The sequence below is a fragment of the Streptomyces sp. NPDC048353 genome (genome assembly GCF_055587165.1).
The window spans coordinates 148,469-169,678 of sequence record NZ_JBVJGU010000005.1 but is presented as its reverse complement, the minus strand read 5'-3'; the positions used below and the strand labels follow the sequence as shown (position 1 = coordinate 169,678).

17 protein-coding genes and 1 tRNA gene are annotated in these 21,210 nt (G+C 71.6%); 5 read left to right on the top strand and 13 right to left on the bottom strand.

Translation table 11 applies throughout. The features are described 5' to 3' along the window. Positions 1–43: 43 nt before the first annotated feature. From efeB to ACZ6RC_RS19375, 6 genes are all read right to left on the bottom strand, one after another. A complete protein-coding gene (gene efeB / locus ACZ6RC_RS19400; protein WP_469585711.1) occupies positions 44–1,342 on the bottom strand; it encodes an iron uptake transporter deferrochelatase/peroxidase subunit in 1,299 nt (432 codons plus the stop codon). Positions 1,343–1,386: 44 nt separating this feature from the next. Beyond that, positions 1,387–3,369 (bottom strand): copper resistance CopC/CopD family protein, encoded by a 1,983-nt coding sequence (locus tag ACZ6RC_RS19395; RefSeq protein ID WP_469584725.1) that lies wholly within the window; start codon positions 3,367–3,369, stop codon positions 1,387–1,389. Positions 3,370–3,391: 22 nt separating this feature from the next. After that, positions 3,392–3,856, bottom strand: a complete 465-nt coding sequence (locus ACZ6RC_RS19390; protein WP_469585708.1) for a copper chaperone PCu(A)C — start codon at positions 3,854–3,856, stop codon at positions 3,392–3,394. A 71-nt stretch (positions 3,857–3,927) separates the two neighbouring features. After that, complete coding sequence (locus ACZ6RC_RS19385; RefSeq protein WP_391140442.1) at positions 3,928–4,587, bottom strand: SCO family protein; 660 nt, start codon at positions 4,585–4,587, stop codon at positions 3,928–3,930. Positions 4,588–4,748: 161 nt separating this feature from the next. Further along, entirely contained in the window at positions 4,749–5,570 is an 822-nt protein-coding gene (locus tag ACZ6RC_RS19380; RefSeq protein ID WP_469584720.1) for a YcnI family copper-binding membrane protein, read from the bottom strand. 277 nt (positions 5,571–5,847) lie between these two features. After that, positions 5,848–6,675 carry a hypothetical protein gene (locus tag ACZ6RC_RS19375; protein WP_469584717.1) on the bottom strand — a complete coding sequence of 276 codons (828 nt, stop codon included), beginning with the start codon at positions 6,673–6,675 and terminating at the stop codon, positions 5,848–5,850. Between the two features lie 203 nt (positions 6,676–6,878). Here ACZ6RC_RS19375 and ACZ6RC_RS19370 point away from each other — a divergent pair, with 203 nt between their 5' ends. Next, the gene (locus ACZ6RC_RS19370) at positions 6,879–7,331 is read left to right on the top strand and encodes an ATP-binding protein (protein ID WP_469584715.1); all 453 of its coding nucleotides are present in this window, start codon (positions 6,879–6,881) and stop codon (positions 7,329–7,331) included. A gap of 199 nt (positions 7,332–7,530) precedes the next feature. Here the strand turns inward: ACZ6RC_RS19370 and ACZ6RC_RS19365 are convergent, their stop codons facing one another. Together ACZ6RC_RS19365 and ACZ6RC_RS19360 are read right to left on the bottom strand one after the other, a co-directional pair. After that, positions 7,531–8,991 carry an aminopeptidase P family protein gene (locus ACZ6RC_RS19365; protein ID WP_469584712.1) on the bottom strand — a complete coding sequence of 487 codons (1,461 nt, stop codon included), beginning with the start codon at positions 8,989–8,991 and terminating at the stop codon, positions 7,531–7,533. A gap of 217 nt (positions 8,992–9,208) precedes the next feature. After that, positions 9,209–10,777, bottom strand: a complete 1,569-nt coding sequence (locus ACZ6RC_RS19360) for a PP2C family protein-serine/threonine phosphatase (protein WP_469584709.1) — start codon at positions 10,775–10,777, stop codon at positions 9,209–9,211. A 424-nt stretch (positions 10,778–11,201) separates the two neighbouring features. Between ACZ6RC_RS19360 and ACZ6RC_RS19355 the strand changes: the two genes are divergently transcribed. Together ACZ6RC_RS19355 and ACZ6RC_RS19350 are read left to right on the top strand one after the other, a co-directional pair. After that, positions 11,202–12,014 (top strand): bifunctional DNA primase/polymerase, encoded by an 813-nt coding sequence (locus ACZ6RC_RS19355; protein ID WP_469584706.1) that lies wholly within the window; start codon positions 11,202–11,204, stop codon positions 12,012–12,014. Between the two features lie 297 nt (positions 12,015–12,311). After that, positions 12,312–13,031 (top strand): hypothetical protein, encoded by a 720-nt coding sequence (locus tag ACZ6RC_RS19350; RefSeq protein WP_469584703.1) that lies wholly within the window; start codon positions 12,312–12,314, stop codon positions 13,029–13,031. 230 nt (positions 13,032–13,261) lie between these two features. Here the strand turns inward: ACZ6RC_RS19350 and ACZ6RC_RS19345 are convergent, their stop codons facing one another. From ACZ6RC_RS19345 to ACZ6RC_RS19335, 3 genes are all read right to left on the bottom strand, one after another. Beyond that, positions 13,262–14,230 carry a DUF5926 family protein gene (locus ACZ6RC_RS19345; RefSeq protein WP_391139868.1) on the bottom strand — a complete coding sequence of 323 codons (969 nt, stop codon included), beginning with the start codon at positions 14,228–14,230 and terminating at the stop codon, positions 13,262–13,264. Positions 14,231–14,672: 442 nt separating this feature from the next. Further along, positions 14,673–15,275 carry an ATP-binding protein gene (locus tag ACZ6RC_RS19340; protein ID WP_453616172.1) on the bottom strand — a complete coding sequence of 201 codons (603 nt, stop codon included), beginning with the start codon at positions 15,273–15,275 and terminating at the stop codon, positions 14,673–14,675. Positions 15,276–15,347: 72 nt separating this feature from the next. Next, positions 15,348–16,169 (bottom strand): glycerophosphodiester phosphodiesterase, encoded by an 822-nt coding sequence (locus ACZ6RC_RS19335; protein ID WP_453616175.1) that lies wholly within the window; start codon positions 16,167–16,169, stop codon positions 15,348–15,350. Positions 16,170–16,342: 173 nt separating this feature from the next. On the opposite strand from ACZ6RC_RS19335, the gene ACZ6RC_RS19330 reads away from it, so the two are divergent. Both ACZ6RC_RS19330 and ACZ6RC_RS19325 read left to right on the top strand, forming a co-directional pair. Then, positions 16,343–17,947 carry a S1C family serine protease gene (locus tag ACZ6RC_RS19330; RefSeq protein WP_391139864.1) on the top strand — a complete coding sequence of 535 codons (1,605 nt, stop codon included), beginning with the start codon at positions 16,343–16,345 and terminating at the stop codon, positions 17,945–17,947. Between the two features lie 45 nt (positions 17,948–17,992). Next, positions 17,993–18,082, top strand: a tRNA-Ser gene (locus ACZ6RC_RS19325). A 274-nt stretch (positions 18,083–18,356) separates the two neighbouring features. Here ACZ6RC_RS19325 and ACZ6RC_RS19320 read toward each other — a convergent pair. Continuing rightward, positions 18,357–18,779 (bottom strand): DUF6578 domain-containing protein, encoded by a 423-nt coding sequence (locus ACZ6RC_RS19320; protein WP_469584699.1) that lies wholly within the window; start codon positions 18,777–18,779, stop codon positions 18,357–18,359. Positions 18,780–19,043: 264 nt separating this feature from the next. Next, complete coding sequence (locus ACZ6RC_RS19315; RefSeq protein ID WP_469584696.1) at positions 19,044–19,790, bottom strand: hypothetical protein; 747 nt, start codon at positions 19,788–19,790, stop codon at positions 19,044–19,046. Positions 19,791–21,210 lie beyond the last annotated feature (1,420 nt).

Below are 21,210 nucleotides of genomic sequence, written 5' to 3'. Positions count from 1 at the left end.
GTGGCCCCCCCTGTGCGGGGTACGACTACAGAACCTGTGCGGGTTACGACTCCAGGAGCCGCTGGCCCACGTACTCCCCCTCGCCCGCCCCGCCCGGTACCGCGAACAGCCCGCTCGCCTCGTGCCTGAGGAAAGGGGACAGCGCGTCGCCCCGGTCGAGCTTGCGCTGCACCGGCACGAAGCCCCGTAGCGGATCGGCCTGCCAGCAGATGAAGAGGAGCCCGGCGTCGGGCGTCCCGTCCGGGCCGATGCCGTCGTGGAAGGAGAAGGGCCGGCGCAGCATCGCCGCTCCGCCGTTCTGTTCGGGGGCGGAGATCCGGGCGTGGGCGTTGTCCGGGATGACCAGTGTGCCGTCCGGGCCGACGGCGTTCAGGTCCAATTCGGTGGTCTCGCTACCGCCGGTCAGCGGGGCGCCGTCCGACTTCCGCCGTCCGATGACCTTCTCCTGCTTGTCCAGGGTCAGCTTCTCCCAGTCGTCGAGCAGCATCCGGATGCGCCGGAAGACGGCGTACGAACCGCCCGCCATCCACTCCTGCGCCGCTCCGGACCCGCCGGAACTTCCGGAACCGCCCGTCGCGCCTGCCCCGTTCCCGGTGGCCGCACCGTTCTCCGGGACGAAGATCCGGCGGTCGAAGTCGGGCTCGGAGGGCTTGGGGTTGCCGGTGCCGTCCACCTGGCCCATGAGGTTGCGGGCGGTCATCGGCCGCGGGGTGGCGCCCGCAGAGCGGTTGAAGCCGTTCATCTGCCAGCGGATCTTCGCCGCCGCGCCCGCGTCCTTCTGCAGCGCGCGCAGGGCGTGGAAGGCGACCAGTGCGTCGTCGGCGCCGATCTGTACCCACAGGTCGCCCTCCGAACGCTTCGGATCGAGGGCGTCGGCGGAGAAGGGCGGCAGCGGGTCGAGCTGCGTGGGGCGGCGCGCGGTGAGTCCCGTACGGCCGAAGAAGGAGTGGCCGAAGCCGAAGGTGACGGTGAGGGAGGAGGGGCCGGCGTCCAGGGCGACACCGGTGTCGTCGGTGGGGGCCTTGCCTTCCATCAGTGTCTTGGCCGTCGCCGACCAGCGGCGCAGCAGGGCGGCGGCCTCCTTGCGGCCCGCTCCGGGGGCGAGGTCGAAGGCGACCAGGTGGCCCCGTGACTGAAGCGGAGTGGTGATCCCCGCTTGATGTTTCCCGTGAAACATCACCTTCGTCGCTCCGACGCTGGTCAGCGCCCGGGAGCCGTCCGGGCCCGAACCCGAGGCGCCCGAACCCGAACCGTCGCCCGAGGCGGCCGCGTACACCCCGGCGCCGCCGGCGGCGCCGAGCACGAGCCCGGCGGCCCCGGCCGCGCCGACCGTGCCGAGCATCCGGCGCCGGGAAATCTCCAGCTTGTCTTCGTCGGTCACGTGGCTCAGCCGATCTTCACGTTCTTGTCGATGGTGGTCTGGTCGATGTCGGAGGTACGGACCGTCACCTGGATCTGCCATTCGCCGGGCATCGGGATCTGGACGCCGTTGGCGCTCCAGTGTCCGGTCTGGATGCGGTCGGGCAGGACGGGCAGCGGGCCGACGTTCTTCTCCTTGAGGGTGAAGGCGACCTTCACCTCGGGGACGTCGAGCGGGCGGCCGTTGGGCCGGTCGACGTAGATGTGGAGCGCGTTGGCGCCGGTGCGGCCGGGGTTGAGGCTGAGTCGTACCGTGCCCTTGCCGTCCACGCCGCCGGTGTCGAAGGGCAGCCGGATGTCGACGGGCCGGTCGGGGACGGCCGGGGAGCCCGCTGCCGTGGAGGAACGGCCGGCCTCTTCCTCGGTGCGGCCCGGCTCGGTCGAGGTCAGCACGGTGGTGACGGCCAGGAGTACGACGGCGACGGCCGCCTCGGTGAGCACCGAGCGGCGCAGGCCGGCGCGCTCGGGGTCGGCGTCCCGGTCCCGCTTGCGTCGGGCGGTGGCGACGGCGGCCTGCTGCCGGGCGAGCTGGGCGGCGCGCGCGGGGTCGACGGCCTCGGTCCCCGCCTCGGTCGTCGTACCGCCCTCGGTCGTCGTACCGCCCTCGGTCGTCGTACCGCCCTCGTCCTCGCCCTCACCCTCGGCCCGGTTTCCCTCTCCTTCTTCGTCCTCGGTCATACGGTCGGTCGTGGGGTCGTCGGTCGTCGCGGGGGCGCCGAGGCGTTGGGTCCAGCGGCGGGAGACCCAGGCGATGCCCAGGAGGACGGCGATGAGTCCGATCTTGACCAGGAGCAGGCGGCCGTACGAGGTGCCGGTGAGGGCGGTCCAAGAGCCGACCTGGCGCCAGGACTGGTAGAGGCCGGTCGCCGCCAGGGCGATCACCGAGCCGAAGGCGACCTTGGAGAAGCGCTCCACGGCGGCCCGTTCGATGTCGGGGGTCCGGTAGAGCGCGACGAGCAGCGCCAGGAGTCCGCCCAGCCAGGCGGCGACGGCCAGCAGGTGCAGGATGTCGACGGGCATGGCGATCCCCGGCTGGAGGCCGGTGGAGGCGTGTTCGGCGAGCGCCCAGGTGGCGGCGATGCCGGCCGCGACGACGGTGCCGCCGATGGCGAGGCCGAAGGTGAGGTCCTTCTTCTCCTTCTCGTCCGTCCGCTTGGTGTACGCCCCGAAGAGCACGGCGACGAAGAGCGCGGCCGCTCCCAGCAGCATCAGCCGGGAGATCAGGGCGGCGCCGGTCTTGGTCTCCAGGACGTTCTTGAGGCCGGCGAGGTCGAAGGCGTCGGCGAGCTCTCCCGACCCGGTGTACGGGTTGCGCAGGAGCAGCATGGCGAGGGTGGCTGCGGTCAGGGTCAGCCAGCCCCGGACCACGAGTTTCTGCACCGGTCGGATGCCGGCGCCGCGCGGCCAGCAGGCGAGGACGAAGGCGCCGCCGCCGACGAGGACGATGAATCCGCCGTACGAGAGGTAGCGGGCGATGCCGTAGAGGGCGCCGACGAGGCCGCCGCCGGCCTGTTGGTCGGGGAGGGCGACGGAGGTCTGGGAGGGGGCGCCGACGGAGAAGGTGAAGGCGCCCGCGATGGGGTGGCTGTCGGCGGAGACGGTCTGCCAGGCGACGGTGTAGGTGCCTTCGGGCAGGCCGGAGCGGAGGCCGACGCCGTACCGGACGATCGAGGCGCTGCACAGGTCGCGGATCTCGCCGGTGTCGACGCGTTTGCCGGTGGGGTCGAGGACCCGGATCGAGTCGTCGCTCATGGCGACCTGTTCGGAGAAGGTGAGGTTGACCTCCTTGGGGGCGGTGGCGACCACCGCCCCGTCCTGCGGGTCGCTGCCGGTGAGCGCGGCATGCGCGGACGCGGGCGCGGCGGCGGCGAGCAGCGTGCCCAGGAGCGCGGCCGCGATGAGCAGCAGCCGGGTCAGGGCGGTTCCGAGGCGCGGGGCGGTGGCTGGCATGGGTGTCAGTCCCTCGACTGGCTCAGTGCTGCTGGGGGTTGTGGGTGGCGGCCTCGACGGGGAGGTCGACCTTGATGGGGTCGGACTTCTCGAAGTGCAGCTCGATGCTGACCTTGTCGCCCTTCTTCGGCTTTTCCTTGATGCCCATGAACATGATGTGGTTGCCGCCGCGTTCGAGGTTCAGCTCACCGTTGGCGGGGATGTCGAAGGACGTCACCTGCCGCATCTTCTGGTTCTTCGTCTCGTGGATCTGGACGTCGTCGGAGAGGGGGCTGGTGACGGAGGTGAGCTTGTCCGCCGTGGCGCTTTCGTTGGTGATGGTGAGGAAGCCGCCGGCCATGTCCATCACGGGTTGCGGCATGAAGGCGCCGGTGACCTTCAGTGCGGGCTTTCCGTCGGTGCCGGCGGAGCCGCCGGCGCTGTCGGAGTCGCCGGTGGAGCACCCGGTGAGCGCCAGCCCGGCGGACAGCGTCAGGGCGGCGACCAGGGTGGTGGTACGGGTGGTGCGGGTGAAGCAGGCGTTGCGGGTGGTGCGAGTGGTACGGGTGGTGCGGCGGGTCACGGGTTCTCCCCCTTGATGATCTTCGGCAGGTCCTTGGCGTAGTCGTCCACCGTGGTGTCCTCGCCGTAGAGGACGTATCCCTGGTCGGTGGTGGGCGAGAACGCGATCACCTGGGCTCCGTGCATGGAGACGACGGAGCCGTTCTCCTTCTTCGGCGGGTCGATGCCGATGCCGATCTGGCGGGCGCCCGCCTGGATCGTGGAGAACTCGCCGGTGAGGCCGATGAAGGAGGGGTCGCCGGCGGCGGGCAGCCACTTGCCGAGTTCGGCGGGGGTGTCCCGTTCGGGGTCGGTGGTGATGAGGACGACCTGGAGCTTGTCCTGGTCCGCCTTGGGGAGCTGCTTCTTGGCGACGGCGATGTTGCTCATCGTCAGCGGGCAGACGTCGGGGCAGTGGGTGTAGCCGAAGTAGATGAGGGTCGGCTTGCCCTTGGTCCGTTCGCGCAGGTCGAACGGCCGGCCCTTGGTGTCCGTGAGGACGAGGTCCGGTTTGGCGAACGGGCGGTCGAGGACCGTCGCCGCCTTGTTGGTGTCGACGTCGGAGGAGACCTCGGCGACCGGCGCGGTGCCGGCGCCGGTCGTCTTGTCGTCGCCGCCGGCGAGGCCGACGGCGGCCGTCACGCCGAGGGCGGCGACGATGGCGACGGCGGCGGCGATCAGCGGAGCCCGCTTGCCGGGCCGCGCCGGCTCGTCGTTCCGTCCGGCGTCATTCCCTCCGGCGTCGTTCCGGCCGGTGCCGTTCCGCTCGGCGTCGTCCCGCGCGTTGTTCTTCTGGACAGACATCGTTTCTCTCTCGGGAAGAGGATCGGGCCCTGGCGTCAGGCGGAGCGGCGGCGTCCGGCGAGCACGCCGAAGGCGACGCCCGCGATGCCGACGAGGATGCCGACGATGCCGAGCACACGGGCGGTGGTGTCGCTGGAGGCAGAGTCCGCGGCCTCGGCGTGGGCGGTGTCGCCCGCCTTCTCGTCGTGCCCGGCCTTGTCCTCGGCGGCGCCGTCCTTCTTGTCCTCGGCCTTGCCGTCGGCGGCGGACCCGCCGCCGTGGTGGTCGTCGGAGGCGGCGGACAGCTTCAGGACGGGAGCCGGGTTCTGCGGCTCGGCCGCGCCCTCCTTCGGCTCCTCGATCCAGCGGACGACCTCGTTGTTGTCGTACGTCTGGATGGCCTTGATGACGAGCTGGTCGGTGTCCTCGGGCAGTCGTCCGAGCGAGAGCGGGAACTGCTGGAACTGGCCGGGGCCGATCTTCGAGCCGCTGGCGGTCCAGGTGACCTTGGTGACGGCCTCGGTGATCTTCTTACCGTGCAGCTCCAGCGGCTTGGCGAGCTTGGCCTTGGTGACGACCGGCGTCCAGCCCGGCACCGGCTGCGGCATCACGGACGCGAGCGGGTGGTCGGCGGGGAAGTTGACCTCGACCTTGATGGTGGAGGCGTTGTCGCGCTCGTTGGGGACCTTGACGTTGACGGTGGCGTAGCCGCCCTTCTGGGCCTCGCCCTGCGGCTGGACGCCGACGTGCGCGGAGGCGGTGCCGGAGAGCAGCACGACGGAGGAGAGGGCGATGCCGCCGGCGAGGGCGACGCGCGCGGCGTTGCCGGGGGCGAGGCGCGAGAGGCGAGAGGTGGGGGCGATACGGGAAACGCTCATGGTGAGGACACTCCAGCTGAGGAGGAAGGGTCGGGACCCGGCGCCGAGAAGTACGGAGAGCCGGGCCTGCGCGTTCGACGGACGACCCGCCCAGGGCCCGCTCCAGGCCCGCTCGGGACCCGCTCCGGGAGAGCGGGCGGTGAGCGAGTGACCGAGCGGGTGACCAAGAGACTGATCGCGCGCGTCGACGGGCGAGCGGTCGGGCGAGCGGTCTGCGTCAAGCCGGTTCAAGCCGGGGTAAGCCGGTTCAAACCGGGCCAGGCCACGTCGGGCTGCGTCAGGCAGCGAGGACGAGGACGAGGACGCCGGCACGGGCGTCGGCCGGCGGGCCGCGTCGGATCACCGTGTGCTGGAGGGCCTCCGCCACCGGCGGCGGATCGTCGGCCGCGGTACGGACGGGGCGGCGCGGCGCGGCCGCCGGGGCGCCGGGAAGACCAGCGAGCAGCGCCCGTACGAGAGTGAGCGCGGCGCGCAGGGAGGTGACGAGGGCGGCCTGGGCCAGCTCCGTCGCTCCCTCCGCGGAGAGCTGCCCGAGCCGGCGCAGGGCCAGGTCGCCGCGGCGCAGCAGCCAGCCCATGGCGAGCGCGGCGAAGAGGTGACCGAGGGCCATGGGGAGGGTCGGCAGGAGTCCGGTGGTCTGCGGGACGCCGGCCGCGAGATGGGCGGCGGCGTGCGTACGGCCGGAGGCGGTGGCCGGGTCGAGTCCGGCGTCGGTGACGATGCGGGTCGCGTCGGCGGGGCTGAGCGAGGCGGCGCCGGCGCCGCAGACCAGCTTGGCCGCCATCCGGATCAGGGCGTCGTTCGCCTCGGGGCCGAGGCCCCTGCCCGGTACGGCGCCGGCGCCGAAGGGGCGCTGTCCGAGGGCGAAGAGAGTGTGCAGGCCGAGCTGCCCGAGGGTCAGTGACCCGACGATCGCGGGGAGGGAGCGTTCGCGGCCGGTGAAGAGGACGACGAACGCGAACACGCACAGGAACCCGACGGCCACGCTCCACAGGGCGATCCCCGCGCAGGCGGCGAGGGCGTGGCCCAGGCCGGACAGCACGACACAGACCGCGGCGAACACCGCGGCCCGCAGCAGCTGGGGGGCGAGCGTGGGGGCAGACATGGCGGGCCCATCATCGCACCAGGCACCCCACCGCCATGCGGCAGGTCCGGAAGATCACCCTTGGGCGTCTTGGGGCGACATACACCGGGCCGCGGCGTGCGTGCATCCGCCGAACGAGCGCTGTTGTGGTCCCGAGGGGCTTACGGAGGGTTGGCGGAGGCAATAGGTAACGGTATGTCGAGCCGCGGCCGGGAGGCTGGAGCATGAGCATCTGGTGGTCTCTGCATCTGCGGCGCGAGGCTGCGAGCGTTCCGCTCGCCAGGCGGCTGCTGTTGGGGACGATGGAGACGGCGGGGGTCGATCCGGACATCTCCTTCGAGCTGTCCGTGGCCCTGACCGAGGCGTGTGCCAACGCCGTCGAGCACGGCGGGGACCGGGGGGCGGGGGACGCTTCGGAGGAGTACCGGGTCACCGCGTATCTGGACGGGGAGACCTGTCGTATCGAAGTGGCGGATTCGGGGCCCGGTTTTCCGGCGGGGCAGCCGGCGATGGTCCGGCGGGCGGCGCAGGACGCGGAGAACGGCCGGGGGCTGCGGCTGATCGAGGAGCTGGCCGATCACGTCCACTTCGGCAACCGCACGACCCGGGGCGGGGCCGTCGTCAGCTTCGACAAGATCGTGAAGTGGCGGGCGGACGCTCCCCTGGCACTCACCTGACCCGCGGGGGCCACCCGAGCGGCCTCCGTACACCGCAGCGCAGTGCACCGCGAAGCCCGGACAGCGAACCTCCGTACACCGAAGCCGCCAGGACAGCGCAAAGCGCCGTACACCTCAGCCCCGTACGCCGAAGCCCAGGACAGCGGAAAGCCCCCGCCGGTGATCATCGGCGGGGGCTTTCCGGTGTCGGGCGCGGGTGTCAGGCCTTCAGGCCGGCCATCCACGCCTCGACCTCGTCGGAGCGGCGCGGCAGCGAGTCCGAGAGGTTCGCGTTGCCGTCCTCGGTGACGAGGATGTCGTCCTCGATGCGGACGCCGATGCCGCGGTACTCCTCCGGCACGGTCAGGTCGTCGGCCTGGAAGTACAGTCCGGGCTCGACGGTCAGGCACATGCCGGGCTCCAGCGTCGTGTCGACGTAGGCCTCGGTGCGCGCGGCGGCGCAGTCGTGGACGTCCATGCCGAGCATGTGGCCGGTGCCGTGCAGGGTCCAGCGGCGCTGGAGGCCGAGCTCCAGGACGCGGTCGACCGGGCCCTCGACGAGGCCCCACTCGACGAGCTTCTCGGCGAGGACGCGCTGGGCGGCGTCGTGGAAGTCGCGGTAGGCGGCGCCGGGCTTCACCGCGGCGATGCCGGCTTCCTGCGCTTCGTACACGGCGTCGTAGATCTTGCGCTGCAGCTCGGTGTACCGGCCGTTGATGGGCAGCGTGCGGGTGACGTCGGCGGTGTAGAGCTCGGTGGTCTCCACGCCGGCGTCGAGCAGCAGCAGGTCGCCGGAGCGGACCGGGCCGTCGTTGCGGACCCAGTGCAGGGTCGTGGCGTGCGGGCCCGCGGCGCAGATGGAGCCGTAGCCGATGTCGTTGCCCTCGACGCGGGCGCGCAGGAAGAAGGTGCCTTCGATGTAGCGCTCGCTGGTCGCCTCGGCCTTGTCGAGGACCTTGACGACGTCCTCGAAGCCGCGGGCGGTGGCGTCGCAGGCCTTGCGGAGCTCGGCGATCTCGAAGGCGTCCTTGACGAGTCGCGCCTCGGAGAGGTGGACGCGCAGCTCCTCGTCGCGCTCGGCGGTGACCTTGTCGGTCAGCGCGGTCTCGATCGCGGCGTCGTGGCCGCGGACGACGCGGACCGGGCCGGTGGCCTCGGCGAGGGCGGCGGGCAGCTCGCGCACGTCCTTGGCGGGGACGCCGAGGAGCTGCTCGGCCTCGGTGAGGGAGTGGCGGCGGCCGACCCACAGCTCGCCCTGGCCGTCGAGCCAGAACTCGCCGTTCTCGCGGTCCGAGCGCGGCAGGAGGTAGATCGTCGCGGTGTGACCGCCGGCCTTGGCCGGCTCCAGGACGAGGACGCCGTCCTGGGACTGGTCGCCCGTGAGGTAGGCGTACTCCGTGGAGGCGCGGAAGCTGTACTCGGTGTCGTTCGAGCGGGTCTTCAGGTTGCCCGCCGGGACGACCAGGCGCTCGCCGGGGAAGCGCGCGGAGAGCGCGGCGCGGCGGGCGGCGGTCTGCTCGGCCTGGGGGATCGGCCGCAGGTCGTGCAGCTCGGTGTCGGCCCAGCCCGACTTCATGTTCTCGGCGAGCTCGTCGGAGACGCCCTGGTACAGGCCGTTCTTGCGCTGCTTGATCGGCTCCTCGGTCTCTTCCGGGGTTTCCGGGGTGAGCTCCTCGGCCACGGGTCTGCCTCCTCTTGGTACGACACTGAACCCCCACCATCGTACGGTCGTACGGAAGGGGGACCAGGGTCGAAGGACCCGTTACCGGAGACTTCCGCCGGTTACCGGCCGGTCGGCGTCCACGGCGGCACGCGCCCCGTTAGCCGACCCGGGGGCCGGGGGGCCTGGTGGCCGGGGGCCCGGGGTGGGCCGCCCCGGGCGGTCCGGCGCGCGGGCCCTAGTCGAACCGGGCCGCGAGGAGGACGACGTCCTCGCCTGCCGGGCCGTTCGGGGGCGTCGTGTGCCGGGAGGACGGGCCGGTCGCGGGCGTTCCGTGCGGGGCGTCGTCGGGCAGCATGCTCCGCAGGATGTGGTCGGCGATGGCGCCGGGGTCGGCGCGGTCCGCCTTCGGTACGCCGGCGGCGGCGGCGTGCAGCCGGGCGAAGGCGCGGTCCATGGGGTCGCCGGTGCGGCGGAGCAGCCCGTCGGTGTAGAGGAGCACCGTTTCTCCGGGCGCGGGGGAGAGTTCCACGCTCGGGGCCTCCCAGCAGGCGAGCATCCCGAGCGGCGCGGAGAGCGAGGTCTCGACGAACTCGGTGCGGTGCTCGCCGATGATCAGCGGCGGGGTGTGTCCGGCGCCCGCGAGGATGATCCTGCGCTGCGCCGGTTCGGCGTAGGCGAAGAGGGCGGTCGCGGAGCGGGCCGGTTCGGTCAGCCGGAGCAGGAGTTCCAGATCGGAGAGGACGGCGACGGGGTCCTCGCCCTCCATCACCGCGTACGCCCGCAGGGAGGCGCGCAGCCGTCCCATCGCGGCGAGGGCGCTCGGGCCGGTCCCGGAGACGGAGCCGACGGCGAGTCCGAGGGCGCCCTCGGGCAGCGGGAGCGCGTCGTACCAGTCGCCGCCGCCCTGGGGGCCAGTGCGGTGGCGGGCGGCGAGCCGGACGCCGGGGACGCGGGGGAGACGGCTCGGCAGGAGCTCCTCGGCGACGGTGGCGACCTGGACGCGGGCGCGCTCCAGCTCCAGGAGGCGGGCGAGGTGCTCGGTGGCGTACCGGCCGTAGAGGCCCACGAGATGGCGCTGGCGTTCGACGGGTTCGGCGGGTTCGTCGTACAGCCAGACGACGGCGCCGAGCTTTCCGGCGGCCTCGGTGGCCAGCGGCAGGGCGTAGCTGGCGGCGTAGCCGAGGCGGGCGGCGACCTCGCGGTGGCGGGGATCGAGCTCCGCCTCGCCGAGCAGGTCGGGGACGGCGATCGGGCCGGGGGCGGCGACCGGGTCGGGGAGGCCTTCGAGGATCCGGCCGTAGGAGGTGGCGCTGCGCGGCACGGTCTCGATGGTGCCGAGTTCGGCGTGGGCGAGGCCGAGTCCGACGGTGGAGGCCGGGCCGAGTCCGTCGGCGGGTTCGAGGACCGCCATGCCACGGCGGGCGCCGACGAGGGTGGCGCCGGCGCGGAGGAGTTCGTTCAGGGCCTCGTCGAGGGAACCGGTCCTGACCAGGCGCTCGGTGAGTTCGTGGAGGGTGGTGAGGTCGGAGACCCAGGAGGCCAGCCGGTCCTGGATCAGCGCACCGGGCGGAAGGGGCGCGGCGGGCGGAGGGGGCACGACAGGGGCACCCGGCAGGGGCGCAGTGTGCGTGGGGGACGGAACCGTGGAATCGATTCCAGCCACTTTCGGCAGGTGAGGGGCGCTCATAGCAGTCGGCTTCCCGACCGGTGCGTTTCGCGCAATAGCATCGCAAACCCCCATGTCATTCTGCGCCGCTATCCATGCATCCACATGTACACGCACAAGAGGAGCGATGTCCAGCATTGTCCCCACGGGACTTGTGGTGTCTGTGGGGTCGTGCAGAAGGGTTGAACTGCGGGGGAAGTTGGCCGAAAATAACCCACGGCGTGCACCTTTCGCGGTCGACTGGCGTCGTTTGAAAGCGCGTCATTCCGATCGTGACGGGTACGTAAACGGTGACAGTCAGGGGCAGTTGGACCTGCCCTGGAACCTGACGCGGAGCCCGGGCGTCTTCATCGCCGCAGGCCGCACCCTCCCCGTATGGCGGGGAACGTGTTTCGAGTGGCCCGAGTGGATGGCGAGCTGCGGCTCGGTCCGTCCCGCCCCGCCGACGCGGGGCGGTGAACCGCCGACCTTGTACGCACTGATACGCACTTATACGCACAGTGAAGTGATCTGCACATGGTGTGATGTGGATTCGGCGTTCAACGGAAAGGAACGAGCGCTCATGCGCGAGATCCTCGGAAGGCGACGCAGGCTCCGGTTCCGGCGCAAGGAGAGGACCGCCCAGCTCGACGCGGCGCTCACCTGCGCGCTCGCATGGGACTGGCCCGTCCTGCCCGGCGTGGGACTGAAGGCGACGACGCGGACAACGACGCGAACGACGACACGAGCGGCGAAGCGAACGGCGACATGGACGACGGCGGCCGACGCGGCCGCCTCCGAAGGCAGTGCCGCCTCCGCAGGCGATGCCTCCTCCGACGGCACCGCCGCCGACGGATCGAGAGAGGTGACGGGCTGCGCGTGCCCGGATCCCGACTGCGTGGTGCCCGGCGCGCACCCCTTCGACCCGGGGCTCCTCGCGGCCACCACCGACGAACGCATGATCCGCTGGTGGTGGACACGGCGGCCGGACGCCCCGGTGCTCCTGGCCACCGGCGGCGGCGCGCCGTGTGCGGTGAGCCTGCCGGCGGTGGCGGGAGCGCGGGCGCTGACCGCCCTCGACGCGATGGGCATGCGGCTCGGCCCCGTGGTGGCGACGCCGACCCGATGGTCGCTGCTGGTCGCCCCGTATAGCCTCGAACGGCTCGGTGAACTCCTCTACGCGAAGGACAGCGTGCCCAGCTCGCTCCGCTTCCACAGCGAAGGCGGCTACCTCCTGCTGCCGCCGTCGGTCGCGGGCACGGGCCAGGTCCGCTGGGAACGCGCACCCCTGGCCGGGTCCGCCCGGCCGTGGCTCCCGGACGTGGAAGCGGTGGTGGACGCCCTGGTCGAGGCCAGCACGGGCGCGCCGGGGGGCGGCAGCAGGCTCGCGTACTGACACGGGGGCGGCGGGCGGCGAGGCCGGGGGCCGACCGGGCGGGTCGGCCCCGGCCACCCCCGCCCACCCCCCCCGTCCACTACCTCCGGGCCTCAACCCCGTCCACTACCTCCGGGCCTCAACCCCGTCCACTACCTCCGGGCCTCGCCCCCGCCACCCCTCTCCCCTGTCACCCGTACGGGTGCGAGGCGGCCCGACTTGTACGGAAACGGGCGCGGGGCGGGTCGTGCGCTCGCGATACGCCGATATCTTCGGCCCACCGTTCACGAGTCGCAGTCAGCCGGGCAGGTGGGTCCCATGAATCTCCGCATGATCGGGCTCGGGGCCGTCGTGGTGTGCGCCGCGCTGCTGCCGCTGGCCGCCCTGGCGGGACCGGCGGCCGGCCCAGGACCCGCCGAGGACGCCAAGCCGAAGGCCGGCGGCGGCCTCCTCGGGGGCGTCCGCGCCGGCGAGGGCCGCGAAGCCCGGGACGCCCGGGACGCCGAAGGCGGCGTCGACGGAGGCGACGCGGGAACCGGCGGCGACACCTCGGGCCCCGCGGACACCACGGACGCCGCCCACACCACCGGTATCGCCCCCGCCCGGGTCCCTCCTCCCCCGGCGGCCCCCGGCGCCCCGTCCGCCCTCGGCGCCGATGCCCGGGCCGACGCCGGGCCGCCGCCCGTACGCACCTCGCGGTGCGGCCCCGAGCTGACCTCCCCCGACGGGATCGAGGCGCAGACCTGCGTCATGGCGGAGGGCGCCGACACCTGGGCGCGTACGTACTACCGCAACACCACCGGCCGCGAGCTCGTAGCCGTACTCACTCTGATGGGCCCCGGCGGGCGGACCGTACAAGTGCGCTGTGCCATCACGGCGCAGGACGAACCGGGGGCGTGCGAGACGCCCAAGGAGCGCGCGAGGGGCGCGGCTTCGGCATATTCGGCGGTGGCGGAATTCGCGGGAGCGGGAGAGGGCGCCAGTACGCCGCTGCTTCTGCGCTCCGGGAGCAACCCGGCGGGGCCGGGCGGCAGTTGAGCCGGCGGGCCGTCGGGCGGCCGGGCGCGGGCATGAGAAAGGCCCGATCGCTGGCGACGGGGGATGCACCAGCGACCGGGCTTCTAGAACGGTAACAAGAGATCTGCTGTTAGCAAATTCGATCTCGGTTATTCGGACAGTGATTTTCCGGCCCGCGAGGGGAGTTGTGGCGGAGGTCACGGCCGATGACCGACTGATCGGTCTGTCAGTCACCACCGCCACCCGGGTCATCAGCTGAGAGTGACCTGACGGTTGGTGAGACCGCCGCGGGCGCGGCGCTCCTCCGGGGTGAGCGGGGCGTCCGAGGCGAGGGCCCCGGCCAGTCGCTCGGCGAACTCGGCGGCCGGCTTCTCGCAGTCCTCGGCCCGCATCGACGTGGGCAGGTCCCACACCGGGACCATCAGGCCGTGGGCGCGGAAGGAGCCCACGAGGCGGGTGTCGTCGCCGAGCGAGGAGGTGCCGGCGGCGTGGAGGCGGGCGAGGGCGTCGAGGAGCTTCTCCTCGGGGTGCGGCATGACCCAGCGGAGGTGGTTCTTCTCCGGGGTCTCGCACCAGTACGCCGAGTCCACACCGGTCAGTTTGACGGTGGGGATCGCGGCGGCGTTGGCGCGCTCGAGGGAGGCCGCGACCTCGGGGTTGGTGTTGTCGGCGGATTCCGGAATCCAGAATTCGAAGCCGGTGTGCACGACCGGCGCGAAATCGCCCTTCGGGTCGAGCAGATCCTGCAGGCGCGGGCCTTCGGCGGGAACTCGGCGGGCGGCGACCGGTGTGCCGGGCTCCGCTTCCAGGGCGCGCTGGAGGGTGTCGGCGAGATCGCGGGCGAGGTCGCCGGAGGACGAGTCGTTCTGCAGGGCGAGCAGGACGGAACCGTCGTCGCGGCGCAGCGCCGGCCACGCCATCGGCAGCACGGTCGCCAGGGTGACCGAGGGGACGCCCTCGGGCAGCCCGCCCTGCAGCGTCAGGGGGACGGTGGCGGCGGGAACCAGTTCGCGCAGCGCGACCCAGTCGCACTCGCCGGGCAGACCCTCGAAGGGGCGGTGGACCAGCTCGGTCACGGCGTGCGCGGCGGCACGGCCGTGACACGCCTTGTAGCGGCGGCCCGAGCCGCACGGGCACGGTTCGCGCGCGCCGACGACCGGGACCTCCCCGTTCGTGACCTGTGCCTTGCCGGCCTTCGTCTGGGGGCGCTTCTTGGCCATGGTGTGGCTTTCTCCCGGTAGCGGCGGTGCGGTGGCGCAGCGCCGTGCGCGGTGCACGGCTCTGTGTCGGGCGAGCCTAGCCGCACGGACGCGCTACGGGCCTCAGGCTTCGCCCTCGCACTGCCTTGCCGGTGGTACGGCGGCTCGTAGGGCCGTTAATACGGCGGCTGTTACGGCCGCGCGCGCGGGGCTGGTACGGCTCCGCCGGGCACCGTCTGACCGCCCCTGGCCCCTTCTGACCGCTCCGGGCGGCCCCTGCCCGGGCATCACCGCGCCGCCAGGTCGAGGCGGCGCGCTTCCGTTCCGTCAGTCCAGGTCGAGGCGGCGCGGGTCCGTTCCGTCAGTCCAGGTCGAGGCGGCGTGGGTCCGTCCCGTCAGTCCTGGTGGAGGCGGTGCGGGTCCGTCCCGTCAGTCCTGGTCCAGGCAGCGCTGGCCCGTCTCGTCAGTCCAGGTCGTCGTACGAGTCCAGGAAGTCGAAGCCGGAGCCGCCGCCGACCCGCGCCGCGAAGTCCTCGCGGCGGTGGCCTTCGGTGACGACCACCCAGACGGTGACCTCGCCGGTCGCGCTGTCCCGTACGCCCCAGTCCTGGGCGAGCGAGCTGATGATGTTCAGCCCGCGGCCGCCGCGCGCGGTGACCGAGGGCGTCGACGGGACAGGCCGTGTGGGACCACCGCCGTCCGTGACCTCGACCGTCAGGCCGCCCGCGCCGTCCATGCTCCAGGCCGCGCGCACGTCTCCGTCGCCCACCTCGGCCCGCCCCAGCGGCCTGCCGTGCCGGCAGGCATTGCTGAGCAGTTCGGAAAGGATCAGTACCGCATCGTCGACGACCGATTCCGACATTCCGCTGCGGCTCAACTGCTCCCGCATACGGTGTCGCGCCTTGCCCACGCCCGCAGGGCCATGGGGAACGGCCATGCTCGACGACGTGGGCACTTCCTGTGCCACCACCAACGCCACCCCCGAGACCTCCTTTGCCCCACGCCACGGTGTGGATGCCCCAATGGACTGGACCGGAAACCGGCCGATACGCGTGCGGTGACGCACTCGTGACGATCGCGTACGGTCCGAACGCGCCGGTGCACTCCCTGTAAGAGGCGATACGGGAGAGGAAAGGGATTAAAGGCGGCCCAACTGGGACAGGACCTGCTTCGGCCGATTCGTGATGATCGCGTCGACACCGAGGCGCTCGCAGAGCTCGACGTCCTCGGGATCGTCGACCGTCCACACGTGGACCTGGTGGCCCGCCTTCTGGAGCCGCATGATCACGGCGGGGTGGTGGCGGACGATCCGGATCGAGGGCCCCGCGATCCGTACGCCCGCCGGCAGCCGGCCGTCGCGCAGCCGCGGGGTGACGAACTGCGTCAGGGCGACGGTGGGCAGGTGGGGCGCCGCGGCCGTGATCCGGTGCAGCGAGCGGGGCGAGAAGCTCATGACGCGGACCGGGGACTCCTCCGGGGCGGACGGTTCGTCGAGTCCGAACCGCTTGAGCAGCTGGAGCAGCCGTTCCTCGACCTGGCCCGCCCAGCGGGTGGGGTGCTTGGTCTCGATGGCCAGCTCGACGCGCCGGCCCGCGTCGGAGACCAGCTCCAGGAGGCGTTCCAGGGTGAGGACGGAGGTGAGTCCGGAGTCCTTCCAGTCCGGGCTCTCGCCCGCCTCCTCGCGGCCCTTCCAGATGCCGAAGTCGAGCGCGGCGAGATCGGCGAGTTCGAGGGCGGAGACGGCTCCGCGGCCGTTGGAGGTGCGGTTGACGCGCCGGTCGTGGACGCAGACGAGGTGGCCGTCGGCGGTGAGCCGGACATCGCATTCCAGGGCGTCGGCGCCGTCCTCGATGGCCTTCACATAGGCGGCGAGGGTGTGCTCCGGGGCGTCTTCGGAGGCTCCGCGGTGGGCGACCACCTGGGCGGGGCCGCGGTCGGTGTGCTGCCGTGCGTGGGTCACCGCGTCATGGTGCCATTGGCGGAGCGGCGGTATCGGCTCGGGTCCGTTCTGTCCATAAATAAAGAAATACGAGCGGACGCACAGCTCCGGCTTACAGTGGCCTGACGTCCCGTGGGAAAAGCTGTTCGCACACAGAGCCCGCATCCACCCGCGCAGTAAACGAGGAGAGAGCTGTGAGTACCGAGAACGAGGGCACGGCGGTTCCGGCGGACCCGACTGCCCCGTCCGCCCCTCCCACGCCTCCCGCCCCTCCCGTACCGCCTGCGTCGGCGGTGGACGCGTCAAAGCCGGCAGCGGTGCCGGAGACGGCTCCGGGCCCCTCCCCCCGGCCCGAGCCCGCGACGGCGCCGCTGCCCGTGACCCCACCGGCGGAGGCGCCGCGGGCGCACGGCCCGGCGCCCACGGGAGCCCACGGCCAGGAATCCGGAGCCCCGCACGGCCACGGCCAGGAATCCGGAGCCGCGCACGGTCAGACGCCCCACGACCCCCACGACCCCTACGCGGCGACGGGAGCGCACGGCCAGGCGCCCTACGGCACGACCCCGGCCTCCGCGGGCGCGGGCGCGGCGGGTGGCTGGCCTCCGCCGCCGCCGAACGTTCCGTCCTGGGGCGCCGGTGCGGCGGTCCCGCCCGCCCCGGCGCCGCGCAAGCGGGCCGGCGGCCTGGTGGCGGCGGTCCTCGTCGCCGCGCTGGTGGCCGGCGGTGTCGGCGGCGGCATCGGCTACTGGGCCGCGGAGCGCGGCGACGGCGGCAGCAGCTCGACGACGGTCTCGGCGGGCGACTCCCCGGCCGCTTTCAAGCGCGATCCGGGCACGGTCGCGGCGGTGGCGAACAAGGCGCTGCCCAGCGTGGTCACCATCCAGGCGAAGTCCGGCGCCGACACCGGCGAGGGGCAGGGCGAGGGCGGCACGGGCACCGGCTTCGTCTACGACAAGGAAGGCCACATCCTCACCAACAACCACGTGGTGGCCTCCGCGGCGGAGGGCGGCACGCTCTCGGCCACCTTCTCCAACGGCAAGACGTACGACGCCGAGGTGGTGGGCCGGGCCGAGGGCTACGACGTGGCCGTACTGAAGCTGAAGGAGGCCCCGGAGGGGCTGACTCCGCTGCCGCTGGGCAACTCCGACAGCGTGGCGGTCGGCGACTCGACGATCGCGATCGGCGCGCCCTTCGGGCTGTCCAACACGGTCACCACCGGCATCATCAGCGCCAAGAACCGCCCGGTGGCCTCGGGCGACGGCTCCAGCGGCAAGAACTCGTACATGAGCGCCCTGCAGACCGACGCGTCGATCAACCCGGGCAACTCCGGCGGTCCGCTGCTGGACGCGAGCGGCGCGGTGATCGGCATCAACTCGGCGATCCAGTCGACCGGCAGCGGCTTCGGCCAGTCGCAGGCGGGCTCGATCGGCCTGGGCTTCGCGATCCCGGTCAACCAGGCGAAGAACGTGGCCGAGCAGCTGATCAGGTCGGGCAAGCCGGTCTACCCGGTGATCGGCGCGACGGTGAACATGACCGACAAGGGCGAGGGCGCGACGATCGCCGCCCAGGGCACGGGCGGTACCCCGTCGGTCACCCCGAACGGCCCGGCGGCGAAGGCGGGCCTGAAGGCGGGCGACGTGATCACCGGCTTCGGCGACCGCCAGATCGACAGCGGCCCGACCCTCATCAGCGAGATCTGGACCCACAAGCCGGGCGACGCGGTCAAGCTCACCTACGAACGCGACGGCAAGACCTCCACGACCACGGTCACCCTCGGCGAACGCACGGGCGACAACTGACCGGCTAGGCTGTCCCCCGCGCCGCTTCCGTAGGAAGCGGCGCGGGGTGGGTTGCCCGAGCGGCCTAAGGGAACGGTCTTGAAAACCGTCGTGGCAGCGATGTCACCGTGGGTTCAAATCCCACACCCACCGCCACGTGAAACGGCCCCTGACCAGAGAAACGGTCGGGGGCCGTCCTCGTGCTTGCTGCCCGTTCGGCACCGTGGTTCCCCGTCGGTTCCCGCTAGATCGGGCACGGGAGGGGCACGGTCACCTTCTGATCCGTAGCTCTAGCGGGATCGGCTAGTGACGGTTATTCCGGCCGCTGTGAGGCCCTGGAGACGACGGGGTATGGGGCGGGGCCGGTTGCTGGGGTGCGGTACGGAGCTGCTGTACAGCAATCGGGCGAGAAGCCTGTCCCGCCGGCCCCTCATTGACCATGACGCGTAGCCGCACCGTCCGGCACGTCTGTGATACGTCGGGCGGTGACCAGATACCCCACGAAGCGCACCCCCGGCTGCGCCTTCGCCCGCCCGTCCGCCGCCTCGATCGGAACCAGAACGGTCGTACCTGGCACGGGGTGGTAGATGTTGGACGTGCTGCCCGCGGGCACCTCGTAATGGCAGTGCACCTCATCGACCGACAACACCTCCAGCCGGACGGGCGCATGCCCCTCGTCCCGCCCGTGATGCTCTTCGCAGAAGTCAATTCTTGCCGCGCGCTCATCACCGACCATGTCGGCGTAGTCCTCCGGATCGACCTCCAGGAGCGTCCACGAGACAACATCCCCTGGCGCGAAGCTCTCTCCGCAGCACTGGATCTGCCAGTCATCGACCCAGATCGTCAACGTCATGACGCCATTGTCCGCCGAGCGACCTGAGCCCATCAGCGACCTCGTGCATGATCTACAACACCCGCTTTAGGAGAGCGGGAGCGCGGGTGGGCACCTGACCTGCACGGATGCTCGGAGAGCTGATCGACGGCTCAGGACCCGCTAACGCCCCCCGTTCCCCGTGACTCCCCGCTCGATCTGGCACGGATGTGGCACGACCGCTCTTCGTTCCGAAGTAACTCGACTGGCCACACATCCTTGGGCCGGTGGCCGTGCGTCTATCAGTTAGAAAGGAGGTTCGAGATCGCCGCGGCCATCGCTGTGTGGCCCCCAGTCCCACGGCTCCTCCCGGAGAGGTTCAATGTCGGTGACGTCGTGGTCCCATGCTTCGAGCGCCTTCCAGGCAACGCGCCGGTTAGGGTCTTCGCTGCTGGTGGCTAGGATGCGGCGCGCGTGCACGGTGAGGTGATCGCGGTACTGGGCGAGCGCGGGGTGTTCAGCGAGGATGAGCACGGCGAGGCCGGCGGCTTCGCGCACGTCCTCGTGACTGTCCTCCAGAAAGGGCGCGACGGCTCGATAAAGCATCGGGCGCAGGTCTCGGAAGGCCGCCAGTGGGGTGTCGTGGGTGAGGAAGCCAGGGAAGTACTGCTCGGTGCGGTCGACAATCTCGTCGGAGGCGCCGTAGGCCGTGGAAACCAACCAGTTCAACAATGTCGCGCGGATGGGGACGTTGCGATACGGCCGGAGGGTCATGGCCGCCGGGTGGGTGAGGATGCCGGCGACATACATGGCGACGGGGGCGGTGGCTTCATAGATGCTGTTCTGGTGGCCGACCAGCTCACTCAGCTCCGACAAAGCGGTGACCTGAACCTTGGGATCAGGCTCCAGCAACCGTGCCAGGACCTTGGGAAGGCACTCACCGTTCCCGAAAGCCGTCTGGAGCGAACTCCAATCAGTCTCCGCTAGGACTGCCTGGTAGGACGGCAAGTCAGGCTCGCGGGGCGCGCCGCTCTTGGAGCTGCTGTGGTTCACCGGCCAAACCTAGACCAGACTTCTGACACGATTTCCGTCCGGGCCAGTTACTCGCTCTGCCGCCCCTGCGCAGGCGGCCTGCTGCATATGTGACATGTCCCCAGTTTGGAAGATCCCGTACGTGGATTCCGGCTGAACTGCACGTTCGCTGACCTGGGGCGGAGTCGCGAGCGTGCCGTGACTATCCGTGGTTCCCCCTGGCTTCCCGGCGGATCGGGCATGTTAGGGGCACGAGAGGGGCACGGCTACCGACTGAGAGCCTCAGCGAGGTCCAGAAACAGGGATATGCCAAAGATGGCGACAGCTACGGTCCCGGCCACCAACAGGGTCACGATCAACGCGATCGCCATCGTGATCCGTGTGCGTCTCACGGCCGACCTGTATTCGCTGTCGTCATCCCAGTCCTGATCGTGCATGGCGACCCCCTTGGCAGGCACCGTACAAGAGGCCGTTGGAGCGGCTTTGGGGGCCTGACGACACGCTCATCAGCCACGGTGACACCGGTATTGCTCGCCGTCCTCTGGACGCCCGGCTTGGCCGCAGTCGGCAGCGCTCGTGGCTACGCATGCCATGTGACGGTTGCCGTGATTGAAGGCCTACTTCTGCTGCCCATCAACCCAAGCTGCCAGGCGTGCGGACGGCGGCCGGGCTGGAGCGGAGCGTAGACAGGAGCGCAGGCCCGGGCGACGGGCCGCGCGCACCGCACCGTGCGCGGTGGGTGCCTTGATGAGGTAGAGAAACCTGTAACAGCTCGCCCTTAGACGCGGGCGAAGATCACCGTTGCTATCGTCGTGCGGCTTGGAGCGGGGCCATCGCTCCAGGTTGATGTCGCTGCGCTCGGCGTCGCGGATCTGGTCGATGAGATTGGCTGTGCCGTGGTGCTCCAGCACGTTGAGACAGGTGAACTAGTCACCAAGGGCGAAGGTGTTTACGAACCGGGACGCGCCGTCGGTCAGGAGGGCTGCCCGCTCCAGCTGCGCGAGGGGGATCTGACTTGTGAGGGCTTCGCCCGGTGCCTCGGGCTCCGCAGCGGCTACCCAGTACCTGCCCGGCCGGTTGCGCATCGCTCTCTCGGCCTCCACCAACGCGGTGTGCGCCCCCTCCCCTCCGGCCTCGGTTCGGTCGTACGCAGGGCGGCCCGCACACGAGTACCGATGGGGCACGTAGGGGGCGCGACGACGATGGCGAAGGCTCCACCGGTGTCCCCGCGCGCCGCTGACCTGCGGCGGAGCCATCACCCGCCTTGATCGGCGAAAGGTCTTGAAAACCGTCGTGGCAGCGATGTCACCGTGGGTTCAAATCCCACACCCACCGCCACGTGAAACGGCCCCTGACCAGAGAAACGGTCGGGGGCCGGTCTCGCGCCCGCTGCCCGTCCCGCACCGTAGTTGGCCGTCCGCTCCCGCTGGATCGGGCATGC

Excerpts from the sequence above, each read along its gene's own strand:
- ACZ6RC_RS19345 (WP_391139868.1), bottom strand. The coding sequence starts at position 14,230 with ATGGCCAAGAAGCGCCCCCAGACGAAGGCCGGCAAGGCACAGGTCACG.
- ACZ6RC_RS19395 (WP_469584725.1), bottom strand. The coding sequence starts at position 3,369 with ATGCCAGCCACCGCCCCGCGCCTCGGAACCGCCCTGACCCGGCTGCTG.
- ACZ6RC_RS19375 (WP_469584717.1), bottom strand. The coding sequence starts at position 6,675 with ATGTCTGCCCCCACGCTCGCCCCCCAGCTGCTGCGGGCCGCGGTGTTC.
- efeB (WP_469585711.1), bottom strand. The coding sequence starts at position 1,342 with ATGCTCGGCACGGTCGGCGCGGCCGGGGCCGCCGGGCTCGTGCTCGGC.
- ACZ6RC_RS19355 (WP_469584706.1), top strand. The coding sequence starts at position 11,202 with ATGCGCGAGATCCTCGGAAGGCGACGCAGGCTCCGGTTCCGGCGCAAG.
- ACZ6RC_RS19360 (WP_469584709.1), bottom strand. The coding sequence starts at position 10,777 with ATGCTGGACATCGCTCCTCTTGTGCGTGTACATGTGGATGCATGGATA.
- ACZ6RC_RS19380 (WP_469584720.1), bottom strand. The coding sequence starts at position 5,570 with ATGAGCGTTTCCCGTATCGCCCCCACCTCTCGCCTCTCGCGCCTCGCC.
- ACZ6RC_RS19370 (WP_469584715.1), top strand. The coding sequence starts at position 6,879 with ATGAGCATCTGGTGGTCTCTGCATCTGCGGCGCGAGGCTGCGAGCGTT.
- ACZ6RC_RS19320 (WP_469584699.1), bottom strand. The coding sequence starts at position 18,779 with ATGACGTTGACGATCTGGGTCGATGACTGGCAGATCCAGTGCTGCGGA.
- ACZ6RC_RS19350 (WP_469584703.1), top strand. The coding sequence starts at position 12,312 with ATGAATCTCCGCATGATCGGGCTCGGGGCCGTCGTGGTGTGCGCCGCG.